The organism is Leptospira ainlahdjerensis (assembly GCF_016919175.1).
In the GTDB taxonomy this organism is placed as follows: domain Bacteria; phylum Spirochaetota; class Leptospiria; order Leptospirales; family Leptospiraceae; genus Leptospira; species Leptospira ainlahdjerensis.
Genome location: NZ_JAFFPU010000075.1, coordinates 372513 through 391305, shown reverse-complemented (window position 1 = coordinate 391305; position 18793 = coordinate 372513). Strand labels below are relative to the sequence as shown.

The following is an 18793-nucleotide window of genomic DNA, read 5'->3' as shown; positions in this document are numbered from 1 at the left end:
GACTTTGGCGCTCGCTCGCGGCTTGAAATCGGATTGGATGTCCGATTTCAAGGGGTTTCAAAAGATACTTATCGAAATTGTAGGGAAATTCGATTCTTCTTTTACTTTGCTTTTCTGCCGGCAAAGAAGGCGATCGCTCCGATCACATACAATTCATAATCCTTAAAATTCTCTTGGAGAGCCGCCTCTAAATCGGAAAACGTGTCTTGGGTATTATGAAAAACCCCTCTTCGGTTTAAATTTTTCATTCCTCTGCGAGAAAGATAATGGGTTTGTCCAAGGTCGTGTAGAGCGGTCGATCCGAAAATTACCCCTTCCGGATTTCGAATTTTGAGAAGATTTCGAAATGCAGTCGACGCCTTTTCGCGGATCGCTCCCGGAACACAATGAAAGAGAAAACTTAAACCTATGGAATCGAATTTTTCATTCGTTTGGATCGGTTCGAGTATATTGGCCCGGTAAGCGTTGAATGTACCTGCGAGATGCGATAAACGTCTCCTCGCTTCGATAAGACTGTTTACGTTTAGATCCATCACCGAAATTGCGGGTTTTTCAACCGGGAATTTTGCCTTTTGTAAAAGATAACCGGTGCCTACGCCAATGTCGAGATGATTGGCGGTGAGATATTTATTGTAGAGCTGAACCATATTCTGAGGAGGACAACGCCAGAACCATCGGCTGATGATGTGTAAAACCACTAAGTCGTAGATTCTTAAAAAACTACTCGTATAGACCTGTTGTCCTTCGATCACTTCCTGGCTGTATTTGTCTTCGGACAATCCGAGATCGATATAAAGCTGATTTTGTTGCATTTTTACGCGAGTTCCTTTTTTTCTTTTTGTATATTGAACTATAGAGTAGGCTGAAAGCGTGAAGGTCGATTCTCTATTTTTTTTGAGTAAGAATTTATTTTTGATACTTCGTGTTTGTTTTTGTTTAAAATAAAACGTAATTTGATTTTTTCATTTTACGCTTTGTTTTAAAAGTTATATCAATGTATTCTAAATTAGAAATTTAGAATACATTGCGTCCTTGTCAATTTTAATATTGGAGCTTCGGCAGATTCTTCTGATAGGAGTTTCACGGAGATTTTTCAGTTTCCTTATAGGCCGGAGCAGATCGAAGCTGCAGTATGTTCCGCTACGGCCGAAATGGTCATAACGGGGTGGAATCCGATGGAGGATGGAATCACGGATCCGTCGGCGATGAATAGATTCTTATATCCGAAAACTTCTCCGGTTTCGGAAACAACACCTTTGTCCGGATTGGCTCCTAAATGACAACCTCCCATCGAATGTACGGAAAGAATCCGATTGAACAATAGGAAAGTCGCAAGAGGACCGAACTGTCCCCCGTAGGCGTCTCCAACTTGTTGCATGGAAGCGGTCATGTTCTGAATGAGAGTTTGATTCTCCTTTGAATACTTCCATTTTACGTCGATGTCTTTTCCACATCGAACGATTCTTCCGTTTGCATTGTCTCTTCCGATTGCGAAGAGATTTGTCATGTATTTTGGATCGCCTGCGCCAGGAGCGCCTGGAGGTAGAGGTTTAGAAATCCATCCCTTCTTGAAGATGAAAGGAAGAATCCACTTCAGACTTTTCCAGAAAAGAGGGCCGATCATTCTTAAAAACCAATTCGGCTTTGCGATTCCTAAGGAAGCAAGAACCGTCATCACGGGTTCGTTGAAAGTAGGAGCCGCCATCGTATACTGAAATCCGTTCGGAAAATAATTGATCACCGTCGTTACATCGGGTCCGTCCCAGGGTTTGAGATCGGTTTTACTCGATTCGATTCCTCCCAAGAAATCCCCGTTTCCGGAATATCCTTTTCCGAGTTGTTTGCTCAAATTCGGCAACGTTTTGTAATAATCTCTGCTTTTAAAAAGAATTCGATTGGTTCCCAGCGTACCTGCGGAAAGTACAACCCTCTTTCCGGAGACTGAATGTTTTTCTCCGGTCACAGTGTTTTCATAATAAACGATATAACCTCCCTTTGGGTCGGGGGCGATATGCGAAGCCAGAGAATCCGTTTGAAAAACGGCTCCGTTCTTTTGAGCGTCTGCAATATAATTAAAATCTAATGTATTCTTGGCGCCGTGGTTGCATCCAAATTCGCATTCTGCACAACGTAGGCAAGTGGATTGTCCCGGTCTCGCAGCCTTTAACCAACTGACCGCTTCGTCCGGATCAAAGTGAGGATGTCCATTGAGATCCGCCGCCGCCTTGAACTTATTTCTTTTCGGAAGGTCCCATTCGGCAGGAACGGGTTTTACGTCGAGTTTGGAGGCGACTTTATCGTAATACGGATCCAGATATTTTCGATTGAAAGGGGCCGGCCATCTAGGATCTTGAAAAACCGCGTCGTCCGGACGAATGTGAATATTCGCGTAGATCAAGGATCCGCCGCCGAGACCGGAAGCGGTGACCGTTCCGAGTCCGCTGAAAAAATTCAGTTCATAAAGTCCTAAGGATTTTTTCTTTTTGGGATAACGCCAAAGGAGATTGTTCACGTTCTGCACGTCCCTGGGAAACATTCCCGGAGCATATTTTTTTCCACGTTCCAGAACTAAAACCTTTTGTCCTTTTTCTGAAAGACGTAGGGCGCTGATGGAGCCGCCGAATCCGGATCCGATTACGACCGCGTCGTATTGTTGTACGTTGTTGTTTGACATTCTTCCTTCCGAAAAGAGATTTAATAAATTCTAATATATTCGCTTGTGTCAGTATTTTTTCAAAGCCTGAAGTATGAGCGGATATACGTCTTTGTGGGCGTTTTTCCCAAAGATACAATCGATATGTCCGTAACCCGGTATCACGTGACGCGAGTATTGGGAGGGGTTGAAACGATTGATCAGAGTTTGATAGGTTTTCTCCGTACTTTCCGGAAGATAACATTGATTCTCAGCGCCGTGAATAAAAGTGATCGGAAGATTTAATCTTTCCATGTGTGTGACGTAATCGTCTGCGCCGGTCGCGGTTACGACCTTGTGAGCGCGGATCATCTTGGAAAGATGTTCGAAAGCTTTGATGTTCGCGACTCCGAACATTTCTCCGAGTCCGTATCTATAAGTTTCTTCATTCAAATTGTCTAATTTGTATAAACTTCCGTATAAAAACGAGATTCTTCTACTGACCGGATTGACGTCGTGGGAAAAGAAAGACTGAGGTTGAAGGGCGAGAACGGAGTTAAAAAATTTATCCAACCAATCCGCGTTATCCGTAGTATATGCAGTCAGATCTTCGATTCCCATCAAGTCCATCAACTCGGCGGTATGAAGTCCCACTTTGATATCCATCGCGGTCGGAACTTCGACATCTGCCGAGATTTGAGAGAGGACCACTGAGCGGACTCCCTCCAAACCTGCGAGTAAAGCCATCGTAAACGTAGTCGCCCCGAAACAATGCGCCACAACTTGGATTTTATCCACTCCGGTGAGTTCGCGAACTTTTTTCACCGCCGCCGGATAATCTTTGGTCGCGATCACGTCTCCCGTGTTCGGAAGAGGGGCCGAAGGAAGAGCGATCGAAGTTCTATAATCGAACATCCAGATGTCATATTTGTTTTCGAAAAGATATTCGAGCAGATTGGTTTCGATCGTATCGATGCTGAAGATCAAACTGGAAACGCCAAGACCCGGAGATAAGAGTACGGGCCCTTTATTGCCGCCTTTGTATCGCAAGAGACGGAGGTCGGCTCCGTCGTCCGCTTTGAAAAAATAAGTTTCCGGAGTGGAAACACGAAGAGGTCTTTTGGTTCTCGGTCTTGCATCCTTGTCCCAAGGAACGATCGCACTTGCAACTCCGCCGTACACGTCATAGAGCGCTCCCGTAAAAAAAGCTCCGAATTTCGCCATTCCCTTAACCGTGTCCGCGATCGACTTGGAATTGATTACTTTCATCGTAGTCATCTGTTTTGCAAAGTCTTCGGGAAGAATATGGAGAATTCCCTTTGCAAAAACGGGAGAAGTTTCCGATTCACCGTCGTAGATCGTGACAAAAAGTGTGCTCGTGTCTCTCCAGATATTCGTGAGCCCGTCGTTTTGTACCCATTTGGCTCCTACGAAAAGATAACGTTTGGATTCTTCGGTTTGGAGAATCATCTTATAAACCATGTTTCTAGTTTCGATACGATCCTCTCGGTTGACAAAAAGAAGAAAGTCACCGTTGGTAACGGTGATTACGTCTTTGGAGATCATAGGAGCTCTTACGGTGCCGAATAACGTAGCCTTGTGTTCCGGATTTGCGATCATCTCTTCCAAGTTGTTGCTTCGAATCGTAAGTAAGAATTCGAAAGAACTTTTTTCGTCCTGCCCGATTTGAAATCCTCGTTCGTAATCTTCTTTCGACTGAGTGGAATAGAATCCTTTCATACATTCTGTGAACTCGATTCCCAAAACGGATTCGTCGACGACTTCCGTATTTTTCGGATGAGAAGGAAGGCTGTAGTCAATCTTGCTTCCTTTTGCGGAAACGAGTTTTTCACAGGCCCTTTCCGAAATCGCGCAGATCGTAAGAAGTGGATTGACTCCTAAGGATCGAGGAATTACGGAACCGTCCATTACATAGAGTCCGTCGTGTGTCACAGCTCCGCTCTTTCCGGAAAAAACCTGACAGTTTTCGTTTACGACCGAAGAAGCCGCGTCTTCTCCCATCGGACATCCGCCGAGAGGATGGACGGAGATCAAGTCCTGATCCGTCAATTTGTTCCATACGGGATTCTTAATATACGTTCCATTTAATGGAATCGTGGATTCTTTTAGGATATTGCTTATCTTTTCAAAAATCGGTTTTTTGCCGACATTCGGCCAGGAAATACGAAGACGATCGTCTTTTAAAAACATCTTACCGTCGTTATCGTCGTGAGCCATGACAAGATAGGTCTGTGTGTTGCGAACGGCTCCGTGAAAAGGACCGAGAATAAAACTTATGAAAATTCGAATTTTCTCAAGAATCCAAGTTACAAAACCTCTTTTTGTTTTGATGCCTGTGAGTTTGGAGCCAAGGGCAAAAACCGCAGGTAATTGACCTCGGATCGCTCCCGGAATCGATCCTTCTTCGATGATCATTCCGTCTTCGAGTTTCGAAGCGCTTTTTCGCGTATCGATGACCCCCGTAATACAAGGACCGACCGGTCCGTTTCCATTCTGCTTTTTGCTTCCAAAACCGATCCCGTTAATCTTGGCCGTTCCATTATAAGAAAAGCCTAACATATCTCCGTTTCCGCTAAACCGAACCCCGACTTGATCGGAAAGGTTAAGTCCTTTTTCTTTGGATCTAAGGAGAATCTCGGTGGAACCCAAAGCTCCGGCGGAGAGAACGATCGTATTTGCCCGTATAAAAAGTTCGTCTTTGCTGAATTTTTCCCGATCCACTCCGAGAGGAATGAAGTGAACCAACCAATAGCCGTCCTTCTTTTCAAGATAATTGACTTTAACTTCTGTGAAGATCTGCGCGCCGAAGTTGACCGCATCGGGAAGATAATTCATCAAGGTCGTGTTTTTGGAAGAGACGTTGCAGCCCGTAACACAGTCGCCGCAGTTTGTACAAGCGTCTTGTTGAACTCCTACGTGATTGATCTTGGATTCGAAAGTGACGTTGATCGGAGTCGGATAAAATTCTTTTCCCAAATACGCTGCGGATTTTTTGAGAGCCTCGTGTTTCGGAAGATTGGAATATTTTTTAGGAATCGTATTCGGCCGGAGCATTTCTTCGGCCCTGGAATAATAAGGGTCCAATCCGTGATCCTTGGCTTCTTTGCGAATGCTCGCAGGCCAGGATTTATCTTGAAAAACTTCGGGAACGGCGCGAAGACTCACGTTGGCGTTGATAAGAGAAGTGCCGCCTAAACCGCAACCGACAAGGACATTGATGTCCTTGTTAAAGTGAAAATCGTAAAGCCCGTGTTGATGACCGATATGTTTGTCTTCGTAATTGGCTTGTACCTCTTCAAAAGCTTGAAGTTCTTTATTCGGAAATTCTCCAGGTCGAATTTCTTTTCCTCTTTCTAAAAGACAGACTTCGATTCCCGCTCTAGAAAGACGGGACGCGGCGATCGCGCCGCCGTAACCGGAACCGATAACGATCGTATCGTATTGACCTTTGATTTTTTCTATGGACTGTGATATTTTTTTAATCAATGTTTTTGCCTGGGTTAAATTGGCAAAATATTTCCAAAAAAGGAAAATATTGCAAGAAAAATAGTGAACGAACCTGCCAAGAATTGATAATATTTTGCCAAAGCGAAAGGATACTCGCGAAAAAGAGAGTTCTGGTTTGTTTCTGAATTTTGTATCGAAAAAGAAAATTTGGGGAATCGCCTTGGAAAACCAAAGGCTATTTTCGGAGAGAAAACTGGGAGGTTTACGTTTTTCTAATTCAATACCTCTTTTCGTCATTCTTTGATTGACGTTTTAGGCGAGAATCCCGGATCATGAAATTCAGAAAACTGAATATGATTGTTTGATTCCATTCTGAAATTCTAACTCCTCACGATCCTGGAAAAGGGAAGGGAGTTTTGTATCCATTTCAAAATCAGAAGGAATCAAATGTCACAACCAAATTCACTACTCACCTCGTACGGCTGGAATCCGGACCTATTTCTCCCGGAACCTTTGGTCGATCTCATACCCGCACGGGTCATTTCAGTCTACGGAGAATATTCTAAAATTCTAACGCATTCCGGAGAACGTCGCGGAATTTCGTCCGGAGTTTTGTTATCCTCCGGAGAATCTCTTGTCACGGGAGATTGGATTCTTGTTCGAGAAATCGAAGGAGACGATCTCTGTATCGTGGAACGAATTCTTCCGAGAAAGACCTTATTAAAAAGATCGAACCCCGGAAAAAAAAATCAAGCGCAGGCGATCGCTTCGAATATCGATTTGTTGCTCGTGGTCATGGGACTCGACAACGATTACAGTCCGAGAAGAATCGAACGTTATCTCTTCTTGGCTCGGATCAGCGGCGCCGAAGTCTCGATCGTTTTGAATAAGCGGGATCTTTGCGAGGATCCGGAGGCAAAATTCTTAGAAATCAAAAAAATTGCGGGCGAAATTCCCGTGATTATGATTTCCGCTTTGGATCCAGGACAAACCGAAAGTCTGATGGACTTCGTTCAACCGGGAAAGACGATCGCTCTCTTGGGTTCGTCCGGAGCCGGTAAGTCGACAATCATCAACTCTTTGTTAGGTGCCGAGGTTCAAAAAACGAACACCCTTAAGAGTAGCGACGGAACCGGAAGGCACACAACGACTCATAGGGAACTTTTTCTTTTGCCGCAAGGCGGCATTCTGATGGACAACCCCGGGATTCGGGAAGTTGGTCTTTTCTCCGGAGGAGATGAGAACGAGATCGAACTCATCTTTCCGGAGATCGCAACCGCCGCCTTGGAATGTCGTTTCCGCGACTGCACCCATCGAGAGGAACCCGGTTGTGCTGTTCAAGCCGCGATCGAAGCGGGGACGATCCAAGAGGAACGTTATGCGTCTTATCGAAAACTCCTGAAAGAATTGCAGGCTCACAAGGTTCTTACGGATCCGTCCGAAGCTCGAAAACGGAAACAAAAGGACAAAGAAATGGCCAAGGCTTTGAGGAATCGCCTGAAAGATAAGGGAAGAACGTAGATTTCGGGCTCCTCCGAGGGTTTTCTTTCGAAGAAAAATCCTTTTTTTAAAAAATCCTCGGAGGAAGATCGTTTTTTAAGAACCAAATATAAACTTTCCGGGACTTTAAATCGTATGAAAGACAAAACCTATATAGAACTTTTAGACAAGGCCAAGTCAGGAGATTTGCGCGCCTGGACCGTTTTGCAAAAAAGGTTTTCGCGTTTTGCAACTCGATTTGTATCGAAGATTCTCAAAGACGAGGATCTTTCCCAGGACGTGGTTCAGGAATCCTTTTGGGATCTTTATCGAAATCTTGAAAAGATCACAACCCCCGCAGCCTTTCCTTCCTTACTCAAAAGGGTCTTGATCAAACACGGGGATCGTATTCTTCGAAAAAAAGAAAATCAGGCTTTGATTTTTGTGGATCCGAATCGGATGGATCGGAATTCGAAAGAATTACATTCCACGTTTTTGGAAAAAGAATGTTACGATACCATTTTTAAGAATCTTAAAAAATTGGATCCGGACGATCAAAAACTGATCGAGTTGTATTATTACAAGAATTTCACGTTAGACGAAATTTCTAAGTCCGAGGGAAAGACGCTCTCTTTTATCAAAAAAAGACATCTTCATCTGAAGAATATTCTGAGAGACGGAATCGGAGAGACGTTCAGACCGGAAGCCCGTATGAGGCTTTTATTAGCGGCTTAGGAGAAGAATTTGGAAGCGACTCAATTCTATCCGAACGGACAGATCGAAAACGTTTATCTCGAACAAAGAAAGGTTTTTCTCTGGGGAGAAGTAAACGATAACTCGGCCCGATATCTGATCGATCGATTCTTATATTTGGAAGCGGTGGATCCGACAAGACCGGTCACACTTTTTATTCATTCTCCGGGTGGATCGACTTACGCTGGTTTGGCGATTCTGGACGTGATGAAAAACGTTCGAAATCCGGTTTATACCGTTTGTTTGGGAATGGCAATGTCCTTTGGGGCAGTTTTACTTCTTTCCGGCGACAAGGGAAATCGGTCAGCATATCCTCACAGTAAAGTTTTGATTCATCAACCGCATGTTATGGGAGAGTTTAAGGGGCCGGCCGAGGACATTCGAATTTTTGCGGAATCCGTCAAAAGGGAAAAGGATTTGTTAAACGAAATCATGGCAAAGGCAACGGGTCAATCTCTGGAAAGAATCGTTCAAGATACGGATCGGGATTCTTGGTTTTCCGCGAAGGAAGCTTTGGAATACGGCATGATCGATAAGATCATCGGAGGTGAATCCTAAAATTCTAGGATTCTTAGGTTTAATAAACTTTACTCTAAGAATCCGATTCTTATATCTCAAGGCTTAATTTTGAAATAGAAATCGGAAGATTCTAAGTCTGAAATCGACGTAATTTTCTAAAATCGATCGTCTCCTGTTTTACGGCGGCTTGCAAAAAGGATCCCCCTCGAAAAAACCTTTTTACTCTTAAAACGGACGGCGGATATAATACCAAAATACCCGTTTCTAAATCTGGTTTCTGTATTCAAAATGAGATTTTTCTTACTCTTCGGCGCGGCTCTGCTGCTCAATTATTCTGTGATCGCCGAGTCTGCGTCGCCGGAGAACGGAAAAGTATCTAAACTTCAAAATTCCGGAAACTTTCGAACCTTCGTACATTACTTTAAAGATGCGGGTAAGGAAGACTTCAAAGAAAAAATTTTCTCTAAGGTTTCGGGACTGGATTTTCAGAACATTCCTTCGGAGATCTTTTCGCTTGGATTTTCAAAAGAAACGGTTTGGTTTTATATTCCTTTGGAGAATGACACCAAAAATGAATTCAACGGAGAATTCGAAGTTTATAATCCTTATTTGGAAGAAGTCGACATTCACTATAAGTACGGACATGAGCGGATAACGCGCGAGATTTTAACCGGCGCCAATCGTGTTTATGAAGGGAATTTCCCTTCTCTTGATTTTTATCTGAGACCGGGAGAGTCCATTCAAATCGTAGTTCGTATCAAGAGTGGAACTCCACTTAGAATTCCACTTCTCCTGGAATCCGAAAAAAAATTCGGTCTTACGAAACAGTTTCGATTAGTGATCGTCGGACTGACTCTCGGCTTCGGGATCGCGATGAGTCTCTATAATTTTTCCCTGTATTTTTTCTTTAGAACCAGATCGTATCTGTATTATTTTTTAATGATCACCTTTTTTTCGGTCTATCTAACTTCTTGGGACGGACTGTTTCTAAATCTATTTAAGCCCGAATACGGGAAATACTATCTTACGGTCACGCTCATTCTCGTTTATACCGCGAGCCTTTTTTTGTTTTTATTTTCTCTTGAATTTTTATATCCGGAAAAAAAAAGCAAAAAAGCGAAAGCTGTCACGATCCTCTATTCTATCGTCAATTTGTCCCTGATTCCGGCCTCGATCGTAGCGCCGATTCAATTAAATCAGTTTTCGTATTATTGGATTCTAATAAATAATTTACTCATAGTCTACTTTTGTTTTTTAAGAATTCAGGAAGATTTTAAATCGGCAAAAATTCTTCTGTTTATCCATCTGATCTTTCCGACGGCTGCGATCGTAGTGAATCTAAGCGCGACCGGAATTCTTTCGATCAACTTTGTTTCACTTCACGTTTTGAAATTGGCTTTTATTTCTCAGTCGATTCTATTTTCGATTATGCTTGTACAAAGAATTAAGGATTTGGAATTTAAACTCAAAGAAGGTCTTCAGAGCGAGATCCATAAGAACATCGTTCTTCTTAAGAAAGAGATTCAACAAAGAAGAGAGACTGAATGGGAGTTGATCCAAGCGAAGGAAATGGCGGAGAAGGCTTCGAAGGTAAAGAGCAGCTTTCTTGCAAATATGAGCCATGAAATCAGAACTCCTATGAACGGAGTTCTCGGAATGGTTCAGTTGTTGGGAACCACAAAACTGAACGAGGAACAAAAAGAATACACTAAGATTCTTTCCGGTTCGGCTAAGTCGCTTTTGCAGATCATAAACGACATTCTTGATTTTTCAAAGATCGAAGCCGGAAAGATTATCCTGGATAAGGAAGTTTTCTCGATTCGTTCCGTTCTGGATGAGATCCACGATCTCCTCCGTCCTCTTGCAAAACGAAAACAGATCGAATTCAATTTGGAAGGTAAATACGATATACAAGAATTTGTTTCCGGAGATCAGCTGAGACTCAGACAAATTCTTTGGAACCTTGCGGGTAACGGAATTAAGTTTACAAATCAGGGAAGTGTGGTTTTAAAAGTTTCGCAGAAAAAAATTTCGCGGGACAAGGTTTCCATCGAGTTCGTCGTATCCGATACCGGAATCGGAATTCCGCAGGATAAGCAGAAACAAGTTTTTGACGCGTTTTCGCAGAGCGATTCTTCAACCGCGAGAAAGTTCGGAGGCTCCGGTCTGGGACTGAGCATCACGAAACAATTGATCGAGCTTCAAGGCGGAACCTTATCCTTGGAAAGTAAGGAAGGTAAGGGTTCTAGGTTCGCGTTTTCCATCGAGTACGACAACGCTTCGCAGTCCGATGTGGATACTATTTTGGAACCCGAAAAGACAAGGGAGCTGAACGAAGTTTATACGAATGTAGTTCCTAAAAAGATGCGTATTCTCGTAGCGGAAGACAATGAAACCAATTGTCTTTTGATTGAAAGGGCTTTAAAAAAACTCGGCTACGATCCTGTCGTAGTTCACAACGGCCGGGAAGTCATCGAAAGAATGCAGTTGGACGTTTTTGATATCGTTTTGATGGACATTCACATGCCCGAAGTTGACGGAATCGAAGCGACGAGTTGGATTCGTTCTCGGAAAGAAAATCTAGAATTACCGATCATCATCGCTCTGACCGCGGACGCGATCGATAGTAACAAGGAAAAATACATCGCTTTAGGTCTGAATGATTGTTTGGTTAAACCTCTGGACTTGGTAGGTCTCAAGTCAACTTTGGATTATTGGTCCGGGCGGATCGAGACCTTTCAATGGAAACTTTGATAAAACAGAATATTCTAATATTCTGTTTGGATTATTAATTCCCTGAGAATTTCCATAAAATTTTTCTTAAATAGATCGAAAGAATCAGGCGTCCATCGATTTGAATCGTAGTTTAGAAGAATCGTCATTTTTTTCTGATAAGTGGAAGCGGAAACAAAAACGGATTGGGACACGGAAGGATGCACAGTAAACGAAAGGTTTGTTACTCTGAAATTTTGAAATTTAGGTAGGTCCGGTAAAATACCCACGTTGCTCAAAACGCTAGATTGCGGAAATCTTTGCAAGAGGGCGGAGAGGGTCTTGATTCCGTTTGGTTTACTCAATATCTGATCCGCAGCCGGGATAAGTCCGTAGAAGGAGACGTCGTTGTTTCCGTTTCGGATCTGAGCTCTGAGTCCGTCCGAAATTTCTTTCGCGATCATCCAAGGATTGGAGTCCTTCCGGACAAAGATCCCGAGCGTAAGAAGGGTGATATAAAGTCCTAATGTTTCACTCGGTACTTTTTCGGATAGATTCGGTTTTAGATCCGCAGGATTGGAAAGGTTCAGAAGAATCGGGTCTGTGGTCTCAAACATAGAATACAATGCGAGCAATTGTGCGGCTCCGACGATCCCGTGGAGCGTGGTCTCTTTCTGTTTACAAAGGGAAAGAAGGATTTCCAATTCCGATTCACTCAGTTGAAAGCTCGTCAAAACTGGATTTGTTTCCCGGTTTTTTTTGGAAAACGAAGGTAAAGAGGCGATTCGAACCGGAGGTCCTTCCGAAGGGGGAGATATTTTCGGTTTATCGGAATTCTCCTTTTCGATTTTTAATAAGGAAAGAACCGATTTCGGCAGACATTTTTGATTAATAATATTAGAATAATCTAAAATATTTTCCGTTTCCTTGAATACGTCGATTAAAAACGATAATCCGGATCTTCCGTCGGCGATGCTGTGATGAAAGATAATGCTCAGGATCCAATTCCCGGAGAAGGAACGAAAAAAAACGGCACGGATCAAAGGGCATTCCCCCTCTGAAAAAGGAATCATAACTTCATGCGCTAATCGATTTTTCCAAAGCTCATTCTCAAAGTCGAGAATCTTGAGGGGAATTTTTTTTTCGAAAACCGTCTTGAACATAAGGCCAGACTCGTTTCCAAGTTCCACTTGGACGTTTGCGAGGGGGTGTTTTTTTTGAACTATATCGAGCGCCCTTCGAATCAGATCCGGGTTCAAATCCCCTTCTCCTTCCGCGATTACCGCGAAGTTCATGGAAGAAACCCGATCTAAAAGCCAAAAAGTAGATTCGGCTTTATCGAGAAGTCGTTCTTGTATGTTTTCTTGAGAGTTTTCGTTGTTCCGAGTTTGCATCGCTCGTCTTTATTCTATGTCTGCGGTTTGAAATCCACCGATTTGGAAACTTTGGAAAGATTTTCGGTCGGATTTTTAGAATTCCCTCGGAGCATACTTTTAAAATCATTAAAGCGAATTCCATAACGTTTCATCGCCGGAAGTACAAAATACGAAGTAAGTTGTCTTAAGTAGAAGGGTTGATTGACCACGAAGTGATGAATTCCGTGAGTCGCTCCGAAGTTAAAACAGAAAAGATGGAAAGGTAAGACGAACCAAGAGTTTAGAACCTGGGTTTGGTTGTAAACGTTGGATACATCGCCATAATAGTGCATATTGGAAGAGACCACCTGAATTGAAGTCTGACGGATCCAATTTGGAACGAGATAAACGACCGCGATAGTGTTTAGGATAGGAAGGATGGGATTCAGAAACGAAAGTTGACCGAACGGGTGAACTGCAATAATATTCAAAAAATAGAATGTATTTAGTATTAGGAAACAATACCAGAGGAAAAAGAAAGTTTCTCTGTAAGGGCCGATAATTCTAGGAGCTGTAATTTTGCGAAGATAGAAATGCGCGTCTTTGCCGACCTTCCATCCTTGAAGAATCAAAGCCATATTTCCGTCGATCATCGTCAAAAATCTCCGTAAACCGAAGGGCATTCCGTTTCCTATCATTCTTTCTTCCACGTCTTCTTTATTTCCCGAAACTTTATGGTGTAAAAGATGAATTTCTCTTCGAAACCAAGGGTTCACCGTGTTTGCCCTAAATAACCAGACGATCCAAAACATGCAGTTTTGAATTTTAGAATTCCCTTTGTGGTAAAGATTGTGAATCAGATCGTGTTCGATCTCGTGTAATAAGGACGAAAAGAACGCGTTAGACGCGATGCAGAGCCAAAACGGAATTTTGTCGGCAATATAAAGTCCCGCAAAAAGAATCATCAACAGTGCTGAAGCAAGTGTGATTCCCAAGCCGATCGTATCCTGGTATCGTGTTAAGAATGGAAATCGATTTCGGATTTTTGCGTCCCAAAAACGAATCCATCGTATGATCTTTACGGATCTTTCTTTTTCGGAAAGAACCTCGTAGGATTTTTTTGTCATTTTCAGAGGAGCATTCATGAATCACCTGATTTCAAGTTTAGCAGATTCGGTGTTATGCTAACTCGCTTCCTGGGATCTGTCGTCCCAGTTTATAAACCGGGTCTCTTCTCCAGAAAATTTCAAATTGGATGTAAGAAATAGGGGATGTTCCAAAAATTTCAGAATGTAGGAACTCCTATTCGAATGTTTCGGGAGGAACTCGTTCGAATGTTCACGAATCGAGAAAGAGATCTAATCTGTTGGAACTCCCGCTTTTTATTAAGAGTTTGAGTTTTGTATTCGGCGTTTTTTTTGGAGGTTTTCGGACAAGCTCTAAAAGTTCTTTTTCGTATTTTTCTCTCTATATTCCGAAGGAGGAAGTCGGATTCTTTTTAAAAAGGAACGATGAAACGAAGTTTTACTTCTAAATCCGGCCTCGTAGGCGATGTCCAAAATCGATCTTTCAGGTTCTTTTACCAAAAGTTCGCAAGCTTCCCGAATTCTATATTCGTTTACGAGCGCTGCAAAATTCTTACCCATCTCCTGATTGATAAATTCCGAAAGCTGATGAGACGTGAGCGCGAGTTCATCGGCTAACAAAGACAAGGTGAGATTCTCGTCTTTGAATAGTTTTTCTTTTTCCAAGCAGATTAGGAGATTGTCGCGGATCACGTTTAGATCCAAACCCTGCAAAAGAGAGCGCGCATATTTTTTGGCGGATTCTCTCGCAACGCTCTGGAGATTCTGAAAATATTGGGGATATTTTCTTCCTATAAGATATGAGATACAAAGACTCAAGGACATCAAAGAGGAGCTTATCTTAAGGAATATTCCATTTTTATGAAATATAAATAAAGCAGCCGTTGAATGGTTGATCGTGGTCGCAAAAAGAATGTAGAGTAGAACTCTCGCCGTCCATTCCCGCCGAAGAATTTCGATTTGAAAGAGAGTTCTACTTCCTTTTAGAATTAGTATCAGATATCCGACCAGAATTCCCAAAGGAAATACGCTGATCCAATCCGTTTTACCTCTGTTTTCGAGAAAAAATCTGATTCCATCATGAATCGTAGCGTCGGGTACAAAAAAACTCACGGCGAAAAAAAGCCAAAACATTCCCGCTAGAATCCAATGTTTTCCTTTGATTCCGAACTTAGTCTTTTCAAAATTCGGATCCTGTATGATGTTGTGGATTCCATAAAGAATCGGCCCTATCGTTCCCAAAACGGGAAGATACAAAAGAACTATATGCGGGAACGATTCTTCAGCGTTTGTCGTGATACAAAGGACGCTGACTTGCAAACAAGTTAATCCTAAAAAGAGCGCGGCCAACAAACGATTGAGCGCCGTTTTTCTTTCCAAGACGAGTTGTCCGAAACAGAGTAAAATGCCGAGATAGGATCCGAAGATGGTAAAAGAAAAGAAGAATGAGGACAAAATTTTCATAAAAATTTAAAATCGACGAAGGAGCAATATCCCATTCTAAAAATATGTCAAGGATTTACGGGATTCTTAAAATTATACAAAGAAGAATAAAGTAAAGAATCTTAATATTCTCAAAGATCCGGTTTTGATCGACGATGAAGATGTACTCGACTTCCGTTTCGTTTCGGATTTTTTAAAACGAACTCGAGTGAACATCGGAATTTTGCGGAAATGAAGATTCCGTTTCCTTCCAGTCTGGAAGAAGGATTTTTCCTCCGGAAAGAGTCGCGATTTCTTTTATATTGCAAAAAACCCTTTCAAAAATTGAATAACGAAATTTCTCCAGAGGGACTTCTCCTTGGGTTGTGGAGGCAAGGAGTACTTTTTCTTTGATAAGTTTATGAAATAATTCGACTCCGATCAAAGATCGAACTCCCGATTTTTCCAATATCGAAAGCGCATCGGAAAGGAAAATCGTCTCTCCTTTTGGGATCGTAGCACTTTTTAGAAAGTTAAGAATTCGTGTAACGATAAAAAGGGAGTAGATGTCTTCTCTTTCAAAATGTTCGGAAGGAATCGCCATGGAAGTCAATCTGGATAAGAATACGTCCGATTCGTTTCTTTCCGGAAAACCCGCCGCGATCGGAGAATTGGGGGTCAGATAAAAAAGAGAAGCCCCCATCAATACGGGTTGTCCCGCGTTGAATTGAAGGGTTTGAATCATCGAATCCAAAGTTTCCATCGGAAGCCCTAGGATTTGGTAGGAAGTAATCTGGAAACCGAGTTCAAAACCTTCTTTTACGATCTGAAGATATTTTTCGATTGTATGAGGTCTTTTTGTAGTTTCCCTTACGAGTTTATCCGAGCTGACTAACGCAAGATTTAGGTTTGTAAAACCCGCTTTCTTCATCAGAACCAAAAGTTCCGAATCCAAGCTGATATAGGAAATTCCGTTCATGGCTACAAATTGAACGTCTTTTTCAGGGAAGTTTCGGATCAATTCTTCGCAGAGTTCTTTCATCTCAGGTTTGAAAAAGGTAAGATTGTCGTCTTCAAAATCAAAGACTCGATAACCGAGTTGGTAGGATTCCTTGATTTCATTTAATACGTTCTCGACCGTGTTTCTTCGATACTTAGTTCCAAACGTAGTGTGAACCGAACAAAAACTACATCGATGAGGACAACTCCTGGACGTGATGATAAAACGCATCGGCTTTCCCTCGAAAAGATAGTGTTCTTTTGAAAGGGAAGTTAGATCGGGCGGCGGAAGTTCACGAATGGAAAAATTTTCTCCGATCGGATTGAAAATCATCTTTCCGTCTTCTTTCCAGCCGAGCGAATCAACGGTAGCATAACGTTTTCCGTTCTTAAATTCTTCCAAAAAATCACAGATCGGTTTTTCGCCCTCGCCTCGAATGATAAAGTCCACGTTCGGATCGGAAAGCATCAATTCCGGACAAGCGGAAACATGAGAACCTCCCATAAGAATCGGAACGTTCATCGTTTCTTTGATTGCCGCCGCGATTTTTAGGGCTTCTCTGTAATAAGGGGAGAATAAAGAAGAGATTCCGATAAGATCCGGTTGAAGAATTTTCACGTCCTTAACGATGTCTTCGTAAGAAGCGCCGAAGCGAAAGTATTCGAAAAATGTGGAGAAAGGGCTTTTGTCCGCAACCGGGTAGAATTGTTTTAAATATTTGAGTTCTTTCGGAATCGAAAGAGTTTTTCTCCCAGCGAGTTTATCGCCGTTGCCTCTATGAAAATCGCGAATGATCACTTCTACATCAGGCAAGAATTTTTGAACGGCGCTTTTAAGATAGCAAAGACCGATGGGTTGTAATCGGATATCGGTATCATAAAAATCCTCCACCGGCGGCTGAATGAGCAAAAGACGCATGACACCATGGAAACCGAAACGACTTCAAGATCAAGCGGTTCGTTTACCATTGAGTAGCGATTCCTGAATTTTATCCATTGACCAAAGAGGAATTTCGGGTTATACTGCGCGGGCGATTAAAGGAGAAGCGGAAATGACTTACAAACCTACGAAGCCTGCGATGGATCTGAGTAAACTTCTGGTGCAACTTGCGAAAGATACATCGGTTGGAACTTTAGAAGGAGTCCGTTCCATCTTGACTGAATCTTTCGATTGGTCTTCGAAGCAGCTTTCTCAACTTTCGGACATTCCTTTGATACAGGATACTAGCTTTGCGGAATTTCTTTCCAAATCGGGAGAATCGCTCAAAAACGCCGGTGAAAAAACGGAACAGGGACTTTCACAGGCGCTCGCTTCGACAGCGAAAGCGATGCATCAAGCGTTAGACGCGCTTGAAATGGCCGACGTTGTCGTAAAACGAACCCTTTTCGAAAATATTCCAGTCTCCAGTATCGTCGGAGAATCTTTTGCTGGAATGGTTACAACTTCTCATATCAAAGCTTCTTTTAGAATTCACGGAGCCGATGTCGGTTATCAAGATGTAATAAAGGATTGGAAAGAATCCAAACTTCCTCATCTAATCCTTTGTGTTCCCGGTTTATTTTGCGACGAAGGGCTTTGGAACGCAAAGGGGGAAGTTCCCATTTCCGAAACGATGAAAGAATCCGGATACTATCCGATCTATCTTCGATTTAATCCGGGAATTCATCTTTCCACAAACGCAAAAGCGATGTTGGAACTCGTCGAACAATTACTCGGTTCACCGGAAGTTGCTGAAAAAACGTTAGACGTCATAGCATATAGCCAAGGCGGTTTGATTTTTAGAAGCGCTCTATATCAGGCAAAGTTGAAGAATAGCGACTTTGGAAAAAGAATCAGACACGCTCTTGTAATCAATTCACCGGACGGCGGATCTTATATCGAAAAAATCGGATTTTGGCTGGGATTAGGAGCGGAATCTCTTCCGATTCTTCCGGTAAGTATCATCGGCTTTATCGGAAATCAAAGAAGCGACGCGATCAAAGACCTTTCTCACGGAATCATTCGAGAGGAGGATTGGGTTCAAAACAAGCAGATACAGAGATACGTAAACGATTCTTATTTCGGAGAATTGGACGAGATCGACGCAACCCAGATCTACAGTCTTGTCACAGAGGAAGAATCTAAATGGTCCTCGTGGATCGGAGACGGAATCGTGGAAAAACCGAGCCTTACTTTGTTAAGCGACAAGGTTTATCGTAAAAAACCAAATCCGGAAGCGAGAGTTTTTTGTCTTTTGGAAACCTCTCACTATCAAGTGATTACACATCCGCAAACGAAAGAAATCTTAAAGAATGTTTTGAAAAAACGCTGATTTTTCTTTTTTGAATTCCAACTTTTAAAAAGGAAAATCAGACCCGAAGAAAAAACG

Annotated in this window: 12 protein-coding genes; 5 read left to right on the top strand and 7 right to left on the bottom strand. The window is 42.5% G+C overall.

The genetic code is table 11. The features are described 5' to 3' along the window. Positions 1–101 precede the first annotated feature (101 nt). From JWG45_RS20350 to JWG45_RS20340, 3 genes are all read right to left on the bottom strand, one after another. Positions 102–812 (bottom strand): class I SAM-dependent methyltransferase, encoded by a 711-nt coding sequence (locus tag JWG45_RS20350; protein ID WP_205281427.1) that lies wholly within the window; start codon positions 810–812, stop codon positions 102–104. Between the two features lie 290 nt (positions 813–1102). After that, entirely contained in the window at positions 1103–2674 is a 1572-nt protein-coding gene (locus tag JWG45_RS20345) for a GMC oxidoreductase (RefSeq protein WP_205281426.1), read from the bottom strand. Positions 2675–2722: 48 nt separating this feature from the next. Beyond that, positions 2723–6139, bottom strand: a complete 3417-nt coding sequence (locus JWG45_RS20340) for an alpha/beta fold hydrolase (RefSeq protein WP_205281425.1) — start codon at positions 6137–6139, stop codon at positions 2723–2725. Positions 6140–6547: 408 nt separating this feature from the next. Here JWG45_RS20340 and rsgA point away from each other — a divergent pair, with 408 nt between their 5' ends. From rsgA to JWG45_RS20320, 4 genes are all read left to right on the top strand, one after another. Further along, a complete protein-coding gene (gene rsgA, locus JWG45_RS20335) occupies positions 6548–7621 on the top strand; it encodes a ribosome small subunit-dependent GTPase A (protein WP_205281424.1) in 1074 nt (357 codons plus the stop codon). Positions 7622–7735: 114 nt separating this feature from the next. After that, the gene (locus JWG45_RS20330) at positions 7736–8314 is read left to right on the top strand and encodes an RNA polymerase sigma factor (RefSeq protein WP_205281423.1); all 579 of its coding nucleotides are present in this window, start codon (positions 7736–7738) and stop codon (positions 8312–8314) included. A 9-nt stretch (positions 8315–8323) separates the two neighbouring features. After that, positions 8324–8890: a ClpP family protease gene (locus JWG45_RS20325; protein ID WP_205281422.1), complete on the top strand. Its 567-nt coding sequence runs from the start codon at positions 8324–8326 to the stop codon at positions 8888–8890. 249 nt (positions 8891–9139) lie between these two features. Next, positions 9140–11605: a hybrid sensor histidine kinase/response regulator gene (locus tag JWG45_RS20320; protein ID WP_205281421.1), complete on the top strand. Its 2466-nt coding sequence runs from the start codon at positions 9140–9142 to the stop codon at positions 11603–11605. 14 nt (positions 11606–11619) lie between these two features. Here JWG45_RS20320 and JWG45_RS20315 read toward each other — a convergent pair whose 3' ends face one another. The 4 genes from JWG45_RS20315 to JWG45_RS20300 all read right to left on the bottom strand — a co-directional run bounded on the left by JWG45_RS20315 (position 11620) and on the right by JWG45_RS20300 (position 17343). Beyond that, entirely contained in the window at positions 11620–12957 is a 1338-nt protein-coding gene (locus JWG45_RS20315) for a phthiocerol/phthiodiolone dimycocerosyl transferase family protein (RefSeq protein WP_205281420.1), read from the bottom strand. A 14-nt stretch (positions 12958–12971) separates the two neighbouring features. Then, positions 12972–14063 (bottom strand): fatty acid desaturase, encoded by a 1092-nt coding sequence (locus JWG45_RS20310; RefSeq protein ID WP_205281419.1) that lies wholly within the window; start codon positions 14061–14063, stop codon positions 12972–12974. A gap of 294 nt (positions 14064–14357) precedes the next feature. Next, complete coding sequence (locus tag JWG45_RS20305; protein WP_205281418.1) at positions 14358–15467, bottom strand: AraC family transcriptional regulator; 1110 nt, start codon at positions 15465–15467, stop codon at positions 14358–14360. Between the two features lie 172 nt (positions 15468–15639). Beyond that, entirely contained in the window at positions 15640–17343 is a 1704-nt protein-coding gene (locus JWG45_RS20300) for a B12-binding domain-containing radical SAM protein (RefSeq protein WP_205281417.1), read from the bottom strand. A gap of 133 nt (positions 17344–17476) precedes the next feature. On the opposite strand from JWG45_RS20300, the gene JWG45_RS20295 reads away from it, so the two are divergent. Next, positions 17477–18736, top strand: a complete 1260-nt coding sequence (locus tag JWG45_RS20295) for an esterase/lipase family protein (RefSeq protein WP_205281416.1) — start codon at positions 17477–17479, stop codon at positions 18734–18736. The last annotated feature ends 57 nt before the right edge of the window (positions 18737–18793 follow it).

Excerpts from the sequence above, each read along its gene's own strand:
- JWG45_RS20350 (WP_205281427.1), bottom strand. The coding sequence starts at position 812 with ATGCAACAAAATCAGCTTTATATCGATCTCGGATTGTCCGAAGACAAA.
- JWG45_RS20345 (WP_205281426.1), bottom strand. The coding sequence starts at position 2,674 with ATGTCAAACAACAACGTACAACAATACGACGCGGTCGTAATCGGATCC.
- rsgA (WP_205281424.1), top strand. The coding sequence starts at position 6,548 with ATGTCACAACCAAATTCACTACTCACCTCGTACGGCTGGAATCCGGAC.
- JWG45_RS20330 (WP_205281423.1), top strand. The coding sequence starts at position 7,736 with ATGAAAGACAAAACCTATATAGAACTTTTAGACAAGGCCAAGTCAGGA.
- JWG45_RS20320 (WP_205281421.1), top strand. The coding sequence starts at position 9,140 with ATGAGATTTTTCTTACTCTTCGGCGCGGCTCTGCTGCTCAATTATTCT.
- JWG45_RS20315 (WP_205281420.1), bottom strand. The coding sequence starts at position 12,957 with ATGCAAACTCGGAACAACGAAAACTCTCAAGAAAACATACAAGAACGA.
- JWG45_RS20310 (WP_205281419.1), bottom strand. The coding sequence starts at position 14,063 with ATGAATGCTCCTCTGAAAATGACAAAAAAATCCTACGAGGTTCTTTCC.
- JWG45_RS20305 (WP_205281418.1), bottom strand. The coding sequence starts at position 15,467 with ATGAAAATTTTGTCCTCATTCTTCTTTTCTTTTACCATCTTCGGATCC.
- JWG45_RS20300 (WP_205281417.1), bottom strand. The coding sequence starts at position 17,343 with ATGCGTCTTTTGCTCATTCAGCCGCCGGTGGAGGATTTTTATGATACC.
- JWG45_RS20295 (WP_205281416.1), top strand. The coding sequence starts at position 17,477 with ATGACTTACAAACCTACGAAGCCTGCGATGGATCTGAGTAAACTTCTG.